The organism is Mycobacterium sp. (genome assembly GCF_044342925.1).
Taxonomy (GTDB): Bacteria; Actinomycetota; Actinomycetes; order Mycobacteriales; family Mycobacteriaceae; genus Mycobacterium.
In genome coordinates this window covers 1-8954 of the sequence record NZ_JBIIOV010000135.1, presented here as the reverse complement: position 1 = coordinate 8954, position 8954 = coordinate 1, and the positions used below count along the sequence as shown (strand labels likewise).

The following is an 8954-nucleotide window of genomic DNA, read 5'->3' as shown; positions in this document are numbered from 1 at the left end:
CGTCGGCAGTGACACCGGCCGCATCCACGGCGCCACCACCTCGCTGCTCGACGTCAACCGGGCCGGCGTGCCACTGATCGAGATCGTCACCAAACCCATCGAAGGCGCCGGTGAGCGTGCGCCGGAGGTGGCCCGCGCGTATGTGACCGCGTTGCGGGACCTGTTGCGCGCCTTGGACGTTTCCGACGTCCGGATGGACCAGGGGTCGCTGCGCTGCGATGCCAACATCTCACTGCGGCCGATCGGGCAGCAGGAGTTCGGCACCCGCACCGAGACCAAGAACGTGAACTCGCTCAAGAGCGTCGAGGTGGCCGTCCGCTACGAAATGCGCCGTCAGGCAGCGGTTCTGGAGTCCGGCGGCAAGGTCCATCAGGAGACCCGGCACTTCCACGAGGACGGCTACACCTCCCCGGGCCGGGATAAGGAGACCGCCGAGGATTACCGATACTTCCCGGAACCCGACCTCGAACCGGTGGCCCCGTCGGCGGAGCTGGTGGAACGGCTGCGCGGCACCATCCCGGAGCTTCCGTGGTTGACGCGCAAGCGAACTCAGCAGGAGTGGGGTGTTTCCGACGAGGTGATGCGCGACCTGGTCAACGCCGGCGCGGTGGAATTGGTCGCGGCCACCGTCAGCCTTGGCGCCTCCAGCGAGGCCGCCCGCGCCTGGTGGGGCAACTTCCTGGTGCAGAAGGCCAATGAAGAAGGCGTCGAACTCGACGCGCTGGCCATTACGCCGGCTCAGGTGGCAGGAGTCATCACACTGGTCGACGACGGCAAGCTGTCCAACAAGCTGGCCCGCCAGGTGGTCGAGGGTGTGCTGGCCGGTGAGGGCGAGCCCGAGCAGGTGATGGCCGGCCGCGGCCTGGCCCTGGTTCGCGACGACTCACTGATCCAGGCCGCCGTCGACGAGGCGCTGGCGGCCAATCCCGATATCGCCGAGAAGATCCGCGGCGGCAAGATTCAGGCCGCCGGGGCTGTCGTTGGTGCGGTGATGAAAGCCACCAAGGGACAGGCCGACGCCGCCCGGGTCCGTGAGCTGGTGCTCAAAGCCTGCGGTCAGAGCGGCTAGTTCAGGCAGGCCGGCTTATCGGGTGAGTTGGTGAGCCGAGCAGCATCCTTCGGCAGCCATGCGCCGACAGCGCCTCGGCGGCCTCCTGCCCGGACAGCACGGCGGCTGCTCCGACGAAATCGTGGTCACACCCCCCGGCGGTGACCACCACCGTCGTCAGGCCGGCTGCGACCGCCGCGCGCAAACCAGCAGCGGAGTCCTCGACCGCGATCGCGTCGACCGCGCGGACGCCCATTTGCCACAACGCGTGCTGGTAGACCTCCGGATCCGGCTTTGACCGACCCACCTCGTCACCGGTCACCAACACCTCGACGGCGCCGTCGCCGAGCAGGTCGCGCAACGCCCGGTGCACGGCCGGCCAGTGCCCGGAGGTGACGACGGCCACCCGGATGCCGGCGCAATGCAAGTCCCACACCGCTTCGGCAAGCAGGCGCTCATCGGCGCGGCTGTCGGCAAGCAGTGCATCCACGGAGAAGATGACCGCCTCCAAGTGCGCCGGCCGGTCCGACCGGTTCCACCAAGACGAGGTCCGCAGTGCGCTCATGGCCCTCAGTCTGTGGCGCTCAACCGGCCGAAACATCCCCCGATCAGGGGAGGCGGGTGGTGGTTGAGAGGGCCGCTGGCAATTACGGTTAGTCCATGCCGGTGCGGGTGGTGCTCATCGACGATCACGAGATGGTCATCGAGGGTCTCAAAGCCATGCTCACGCCGTTCGCCGACCGGGTGCAGGTGGTCGGTGAGGTGGTCGGCGCCGACAACGCGTTGACGGTGATCGACCAGCTCGACCCCGACATCGTGCTGTGTGACGTGCGCATGCACCGCGTCAGTGGGCTGGATCTGTGCCGGGAGATCCGTGACCGCCGGCCAGCTCAGAAAGTGATCCTGCTGTCGGTCTACGACGACGAGCAGTACCTCTTCCAGGCGATGCGGGTGGGCGCCGCGGGCTATCTGCTCAAAGGAATCAGCAGCGACGAACTGGTGCGCCAGCTCGAACGCGTACAGGCCGGCGCCAGCGCCATCGACGCCGGGCTGGCCGCACGGGCCGCCGAGACCGCCGCGCGGTTGCAGAGCGATCAGTTCTGGCCGGGCGCCCGGCACGGGCTGACCCAACGGGAGAGCGAAATCCTGTCCCTGGTCATCACGGGTGCGTCCAATCGCGGAATCGCCGCGAAACTCGTCATCGGCGAAGAGACCGTCAAGACCCACCTCAGTTCGGTTTATCGCAAACTCGGGGTCGGCGATCGCACCAGTGCTGCGGCGATGGCGCTGCGAGAAGGGATCTTTCGGTGAGCAGCCCGCTCAAGAACCCGGGAGTCAGCCCGAACGCCGTTCACCGGCTGGTCGACGCCGACCGTGAGGTGGCGCTGCTGCTCGACATCATCGCGGCCACCTCCACCGGACCCGGGGTGGAGCCGATGGCCGCCGCGGTGGCCCAGTTGATCACGGCAGCAACGGAATCCGACGTCTGCTTCGTGCATGTGCTCGACGACACCGACAGCTCGCTGACCCTGGCCGGGGCCACCCCGCCGTTCGACGAACAGGTGGGCCGGATCCGGCTGCCGCTGGAGTCCGGCGTGTCCGGCTGGGTGGCCACCCACCGGGAGCCGGTCGTCATCGTCAGCGACAAGGAGGCCGATCCCCGCTACGTGCCGATTGCCGCGCTGCGCGGCAACGACTTCACCTCGATGGCGTCGGTCCCGATGGAAACCGAACCGGGCGGCCTGGTGGGTGTGCTCAACGTCCACACCATTTCCCGGCGCGACTTCACCGCCCGCGACATCGAACTGCTGCTCGTGATCGGCCGGCTGATCGCCGGTTCGCTGCACCAGGCCCGGCTGCATCGGCAGCTGATGGCACGGGAACGGGCGCACGAGAACTTCGCCGAACAGGTGGTCGGGGCCCAGGAGAGTGAACGACGTCGGCTGGCCGGTGACATCCATGACGGGATCTCCCAGCGGCTCGTCGGCCTCACCTACCGGCTGGACGCGGCGGCCCGTGCCGTCGACGACGGCGACCAGGCGTCGGCGGCCGAGCAGTTGGAGAAGGCCCGCGATCTGGTGGATCTGACTCTCGGAGAGGCGCGTTCGGCGATCAGCGGTCTGCGCCCGCCCGTACTCGACGACCTGGGGCTGGGCGGGGCGCTGGCCAGTCTGGCCGCCTCCACCCCGGAGGTGGATCTGGAACTGCACCTCGACGACGCTCGGGTGCCCGAACACATCGAGGTGGCGCTGTACCGCATCGCGCAGGAGGGTGTGCAGAACGTTGTCAAGCACTCCCGCGCGCTGGCGGCGACGGTGAGTTTCACGGTGCGCGATCGCGTCGCCCGGCTGGTGATCGCCGACCGGGGAGTCGGTTTCGACACCGCCAGGGCCGGCGTGATCGTGGACGTGTCGTCGGGCGGATACGGGATGTTGTCGATGGCCGAACGCGCCGAATTGGTGGGCGGCACACTGGAGGTCCGGTCACAGCCGGGCGTGGGGACCACGGTGGCCGTCGCTGTCCCGTTGGATTGAAGCTCCAGGGTCTCTGCTGCTGACCAACCGGCCTGGCGTCAGGTGACCTCGGCGGTGGAACGCGGGAACCCGCCGCCCTGCGGGAAGAGCGGGAAGACGACGTCATCGAGCTTCTCGGCGTCCCCGGCGGTCCGGTTCACCGTCGCCCCCCAGATGTTGCCGTCGGGGGCCACGTCCAGCGCCCACGCGTGACCGTGTGTGTCCTGGCGGACCACCTCCGGATCGCCGGTGACCGCTCCGGAGGCCTGGGCCAGATTCACCGCCACGGTCTGCTTGGTGTCGACCAGGTTGACCAGCACGGTGCCGTCCAGCGCCACGCACCCTGCCACCCCGGGCCGGTTCGGCCACGTCCATACGGTGGTGGTCTTGGAGTCCGGGCCGATCCGCTGCAGCCGGTCGCCGGCCGGCGTGCGGTCGGTGACGTAGAGCGATTTGTCCGCCAGGTCCAGGCACATGCCACCGCCGGATCCCATCCCGCTCAGCGCGGTCGTCGGCGGGGCCTGGCCCACTGTCGTCGGCTGCTCGATGCGAATCACCTTGCCGGCCAGCGAGTTCGGATCGTTGGCGGCCCCCGGGTTCCCGGCGTCACCGGTCTGCACCACCAGGGTGGTCGGGCTGGTGAAGATCAGCGACCCGGGATTGCCGATCGCGCCCTTGGGGATTCCGGTGAGGATGTCCTTGGGCACGTCGTCGTCGGCGATGCGGACCACGCGGTTGTCGGTCGGGGTGCTGATGTAGGCGTACATCAGCCGGTCCTGCGAGTAGGTCGGTGACAGCACGATGTCCATCAGGCCGCCGTCGCCGCTGCCGTCGACGGGGATCACCGTCTTCAGTTCGGGCTCGGCGCTCACCGACACCTCTTTGACCGCGCCGGTCACCCGCTCGGCGACCAGGGCGGTCTTGGCGTCCGGACCCATGATCAACCCGCTGGTGCTCTCCAGACAGCCCTGCATGACGCCCGGCGCGGGGCACACCTTCGGGAACGGCTTGGGCGGAAGCGGTGGGGGAGGCGGCGGGGTGGACGGCGGCCCCGGCACCATCTCCGGCGGGGTCGTGAACGGCTGGGAGACCGCATTGTCGAAGCGCGCGCATCCCGACGTACCGACCGTCAGCACGGCCAGCGTCGTGCACAGCACAGCCATCGACGTTCCGACGGCCGATCGGTGTGGGCGCTCGCGCATGCCCGTCAGGTTACGGATCACACGGCGGTGTCCGCCACGGCGCTCCCGGGGCGCCGTATCTCGCGCTGTCGGCGCAGAGCGTGCCCAGCGGGCGTTTCGAATCGATCTCGACCTGTTGGACGTAAGCAACAAATCCCCGCTTTGGCCACTCCAGCACTTACTCTGGCCTCTGTGACGAGCCAGAACCCCGATCCCGGCTGGCAGCGACCCGAGTCGGCACGACTGGTCGACCCCGAGGACGAGCTGATGCCCGGAACCTACGGTGTCGGCGCGGGTGTCGACGCCGAGACCACTCGGTTGCGGTCCCCGTTCGGCGCCGCCGCGGCGCCGCCGCCGGGCCCCTCGACCGGGTACGGGCTGCTCCACGAACCCGAGCCTCTTCCGTACGTGCAGCCGACGCCGCCGGTGGACGCAGCGTCCCCGGCGCGACCGCAGGAGGTCGGACCCGACGCCGAGGAGCGCGCCAAGGCCGCCGGCCGTCGCGGCACCCAGGACCTCGGCCTGTTGGTCCTGCGGGTGGCGCTCGGGGCCATCTTCATCGCCCACGGCCTGCAGAAGGTGTTCGGCTGGTGGGGTGGTCCTGGTCTGGAGGGGTTCAAAGACACCCTCACCGAGGCCGGCTACCAGCACGCCGACATGCTCACCTACATCGCCGCGGGCGCCCAGATCGCCTCCGGGGTGCTGCTGGTACTCGGGCTGTTCACCCCGGTGGCGGCCGCGGTCGCGCTGGCCTTCCTGGTCAACAGCCTGCTCGCGACGTTCACGGCGCAACGGCAGGACGGCGGACTGTTCGTGCTGGGTTCGGCAGCAGAGCACCTGTTGATGCTGGCCGCCGCGGCGGCGACGATCATTCTGGCCGGGCCCGGCCGATACGGCTTCGACGGCGGCCGAGGCTGGGCGCGCCGGCCCTTCATCGGATCGTTCCTGGCTCTGGTGCTGGCCATCGGCGGCGGCGTTGCCGCCTGGCTCTACCTTCGCGGCAACAACCCCTTCGCCTGACCCCGCGTCCCGGGGCAGACGTCAGTCGCGGCTGTACGGGTTGGGCACCCGGCCCCGGCTCGCCGCGGTCAGCCGGGGCAGCGTCGAGAAGGTGACCGCGGGCAGCACCATGGAGGCCTCGTCGGTCAGCCGGGCTTTGGCCCACTTGCTGCGGGTGAACTCCAAGCCCTCGATCTGAGTCCACCGGACCGTCCGGCTCTTTCGCAGCCCGCGGGCGGTGACGGTCTCGTCGTCGGCGACGGTGCGCACCCGTTCGATGGCCACCGAGATCAGTATCGGGATGACCATCATCGCCAGCATGGCGCCCATCCCGAAGGCCGGACCGATGGTGAGCAGCGACAACGCCAGGAAAATCGAGGCGAAGTGGGCGATCGGGGAAATGCGGATCACCGTCTTGGGGCCGTCGGGTCCGTCCGTCATCGGAGAATCATCGCACTGCGCCGGACTAATTTGGCAGCCGGATCGATTTGACGCTTGACCTGTGCCGAGGCTAACCTTCGGGGTTATGACTTCCGGCGGAGAGCTCGTAGTAGGTCAGCGCGTTGGTGCCGCGCTTGCCCTCTGCCGGGTTTAGCCACACGCACCAGCGCGCAACCCTCGTACAGCCGCCATGCTGACGGGGGTTTTTTCTTGCCCAATCTGAATATCCGCACCCGACAGACACCGAGGACACCAGTGAGCGCACCTGCCACCCGAGCAACCGAGACTTCGGCCCCGTCATCGGCGACACCGACCAACGGCGCACCCGACAACCGCAACGGCCATTCGACGCAGCGGGTAGCCCCGCAGCAGATGACCGGTGCCGAGGCGGTGGTGCGTTCGCTGGAGGAACTCGACGTCGACCTGATCTTCGGCATCCCCGGCGGCGCCGTGCTGCCGGTCTACGACCCGCTGTACGACTCCAAGAAGGTCCGCCACGTTCTAGTGCGTCACGAGCAGGGCGCCGGCCACGCCGCCAGCGGCTACGCCCACGCCACCGGCCGGGTCGGGGTCATGATGGCCACTTCCGGTCCGGGCGCCACCAACCTGGTCACTCCGCTGGCCGACGCGCAGATGGACTCCATCCCGGTGGTCGCCATCACCGGCCAGGTCGGGCGCAGCCTGATCGGCACCGACGCCTTCCAGGAGTCCGACATCACCGGCATCACCATGCCGATGACCAAACACAACATCCTGGTCCGCGACGGCAACGACATCGCCCGCTCGATCGCCGAGGCGTTCCACATCGCCTCCACCGGCCGGCCCGGGGCGGTGCTGGTCGACATCCCCAAGGACGTCCTGCAGGGCGAGTGCACCTTCGCCTGGCCGCCGCAGCTGGACCTGCCCGGCTACAAGCCGAACACCCGGCCGCACGGCCGCCAGATCAAGGAGGCGGCCAAGCTGATCACCGCCGCCCGCAAGCCGGTGCTCTACGTCGGCGGCGGCGTGATCCGCGGCAACGCGACCGAGGAACTCAAGGAACTGGCCGAGCTGACCGGGATCCCGGTGGTCACCACCCTGATGGCCCGCGGCGCCTTCCCGGACAGCCATCACCAGAACCTGCGCATGCCCGGTATGCACGGCACGGTGGCCGCGGTGGCCGCCCTGCAGAAGAGCGACCTGTTGATCACCCTGGGCGCGCGCTTCGACGACCGGGTCACCGGCAAGCTGTCCACCTTCGCCCCCGACGCCAAAGTCATCCACGCCGATATCGACCCGGCCGAGATCGGTAAGAACCGGCACGCCGACGTCCCGATCGTCGGCGATATCAAGGCCGTCCTGCGGGATCTGATCGACGCCTTCACGCGGATGCCCGCCGGTGCCGAGCGGATCGGCAACGAAGGGGTCGACGACCCCGACCTGGCCGATTGGTGGTCCTATATCAACGGGATTCGGGAGAAGTTCCCACTGAGCTACGGCCCGCAGAGCGACGGCAGCCTCAGCCCGGAGTACGTCATCGAGACCTTGGGCAAGATCGCCGGTCCGGATGCCGTCTACGTGGCCGGCGTGGGGCAGCACCAGATGTGGGCCGCCCAGTTCATCTCCTACGAGAAGCCCCGCACCTGGCTGAACTCCGGCGGCCTGGGCACCATGGGCTACGCCGTGCCGGCGGCCATGGGCGCCAAGATGGCCTGCCCGGACACCGAGGTGTGGGCCATCGACGGCGACGGCTGCTTCCAGATGACCAACCAGGAGCTGGCCACCTGCGCGGTGGAGGGTGTGCCGATCAAGGTGGCCCTGATCAACAACGGCAACCTCGGCATGGTCCGCCAGTGGCAGACGCTGTTCTACGGCGAGCGTTACTCCAACACCGACCTGGCCACCCACAGCCAGCGCATCCCGGACTTCGTCAAGCTGGCCGAGGCGCTGGGATGCGTCGGATTGCGTTGCGAGCGTTCCGAAGACGTGGTCGACGTGATCAACCAGGCCAGGGCTATCAACGACCGACCGGTGGTCATCGACTTCATTGTCGGCGCCGACGCGCAGGTGTGGCCGATGGTGGCCGCCGGCACCGGTAACGACGAGATCATGGCGGCCCGCAACATCCGCCCGCTGTTCGACGAGGACAACTCCGAAGGACGTGCCTGATGGCCAACACTGTGACCCACACCCTGTCGGTGCTCGTCGAGGACAAGCCCGGCGTGCTGGCCCGCGTGGCCGCGCTGTTCTCCCGGCGCGGGTTCAACATCGAGTCGCTGGCCGTCGGTCCCACCGACGTCAAGAACATGTCCCGGATGACCATTGTGGTCACCGCCGAGGAGACACCGCTGGAGCAGATCACCAAGCAGCTCAACAAGCTGATCAACGTGATCAAGATCGTCGAGCAGGACGACGACAACATGGTCGCCCGGCAGCTGGCTCTGATCAAGGTCCGCACCGACGCCGGCAACCGCAGCCAGGTCATCGAGGCGGTGAACCTGTTCCGCGCCAAGGTCATTGACGTCTCCACCGAGTCGCTGACTGTCGAGGCCACCGGCACCGAGGAAAAGCTCGAAGCGCTGCTGCGGGTGCTCGAACCGTACGGCATCAAGGAGACGGTGCAGTCCGGTGTGGTAGCACTATCGCGCGGACCGCGCGGCATGACGAACGCTAAATAGCTGTAACGGAAACGAACAGAAGGAAAAGAAACTCAGTGGCAATCGAGATGTTCTACGACGACGACGCCGAGCTGTCGATCATTCAGGGCCGCAAGGTCGGTGTGATCGGCTACGG

9 protein-coding genes are annotated in these 8954 nt (G+C 68.3%); 6 read left to right on the top strand and 3 right to left on the bottom strand.

Annotated features, from left to right (window positions below):
* A partial coding sequence (gene gatB / locus ADBZ6I_RS13455) for an Asp-tRNA(Asn)/Glu-tRNA(Gln) amidotransferase subunit GatB (RefSeq protein ID WP_526384638.1) occupies positions 1 to 1069 on the top strand: 1069 nt, incomplete at its 5' end.
* A gap of 1 nt (position 1070) precedes the next feature.
* Here gatB and ADBZ6I_RS13450 read toward each other — a convergent pair.
* Entirely contained in the window at positions 1071 to 1613 is a 543-nt protein-coding gene (locus tag ADBZ6I_RS13450; RefSeq protein ID WP_526384636.1) for an HAD family hydrolase, read from the bottom strand.
* A gap of 95 nt (positions 1614 to 1708) precedes the next feature.
* On the opposite strand from ADBZ6I_RS13450, the gene ADBZ6I_RS13445 reads away from it, so the two are divergent.
* Together ADBZ6I_RS13445 and ADBZ6I_RS13440 are read left to right on the top strand one after the other, a co-directional pair.
* Positions 1709 to 2359 (top strand): response regulator transcription factor, encoded by a 651-nt coding sequence (locus ADBZ6I_RS13445; RefSeq protein ID WP_526384634.1) that lies wholly within the window; start codon positions 1709 to 1711, stop codon positions 2357 to 2359.
* Entirely contained in the window at positions 2356 to 3582 is a 1227-nt protein-coding gene (locus tag ADBZ6I_RS13440) for a GAF domain-containing sensor histidine kinase (protein WP_526384632.1), read from the top strand. Before ADBZ6I_RS13445 ends, ADBZ6I_RS13440 begins: the two co-directional genes overlap by 4 nt.
* A 38-nt stretch (positions 3583 to 3620) precedes the next feature.
* On the opposite strand, the gene ADBZ6I_RS13435 is transcribed toward ADBZ6I_RS13440, so the two are convergent.
* The gene (locus tag ADBZ6I_RS13435; RefSeq protein WP_526384640.1) at positions 3621 to 4724 is read right to left on the bottom strand and encodes a PQQ-dependent sugar dehydrogenase; all 1104 of its coding nucleotides are present in this window, start codon (positions 4722 to 4724) and stop codon (positions 3621 to 3623) included.
* A 210-nt stretch (positions 4725 to 4934) separates the two neighbouring features.
* Between ADBZ6I_RS13435 and ADBZ6I_RS13430 the strand changes: the two genes are divergently transcribed.
* The gene (locus ADBZ6I_RS13430) at positions 4935 to 5762 is read left to right on the top strand and encodes a DoxX family protein (protein WP_526384630.1); all 828 of its coding nucleotides are present in this window, start codon (positions 4935 to 4937) and stop codon (positions 5760 to 5762) included.
* A gap of 21 nt (positions 5763 to 5783) precedes the next feature.
* Here ADBZ6I_RS13430 and ADBZ6I_RS13425 read toward each other — a convergent pair whose 3' ends face one another.
* Positions 5784 to 6182 (bottom strand): PH domain-containing protein, encoded by a 399-nt coding sequence (locus ADBZ6I_RS13425; protein ID WP_526384628.1) that lies wholly within the window; start codon positions 6180 to 6182, stop codon positions 5784 to 5786.
* A gap of 255 nt (positions 6183 to 6437) precedes the next feature.
* On the opposite strand from ADBZ6I_RS13425, the gene ADBZ6I_RS13420 reads away from it, so the two are divergent.
* Complete coding sequence (locus tag ADBZ6I_RS13420; RefSeq protein ID WP_526384626.1) at positions 6438 to 8330, top strand: acetolactate synthase large subunit; 1893 nt, start codon at positions 6438 to 6440, stop codon at positions 8328 to 8330.
* Positions 8330 to 8839: an acetolactate synthase small subunit gene (ilvN, locus tag ADBZ6I_RS13415; protein WP_526384624.1), complete on the top strand. Its 510-nt coding sequence runs from the start codon at positions 8330 to 8332 to the stop codon at positions 8837 to 8839. The genes ADBZ6I_RS13420 and ilvN overlap by 1 nt, the downstream gene beginning before the upstream one ends.
* Positions 8840 to 8954: the final 115 nt, after the last annotated feature.

Excerpts from the sequence above, each read along its gene's own strand:
- ADBZ6I_RS13425 (WP_526384628.1), bottom strand. The coding sequence starts at position 6,182 with ATGACGGACGGACCCGACGGCCCCAAGACGGTGATCCGCATTTCCCCG.
- ADBZ6I_RS13450 (WP_526384636.1), bottom strand. The coding sequence starts at position 1,613 with ATGAGCGCACTGCGGACCTCGTCTTGGTGGAACCGGTCGGACCGGCCG.
- ADBZ6I_RS13435 (WP_526384640.1), bottom strand. The coding sequence starts at position 4,724 with ATGGCTGTGCTGTGCACGACGCTGGCCGTGCTGACGGTCGGTACGTCG.
- ilvN (WP_526384624.1), top strand. The coding sequence starts at position 8,330 with ATGGCCAACACTGTGACCCACACCCTGTCGGTGCTCGTCGAGGACAAG.
- ADBZ6I_RS13445 (WP_526384634.1), top strand. The coding sequence starts at position 1,709 with ATGCCGGTGCGGGTGGTGCTCATCGACGATCACGAGATGGTCATCGAG.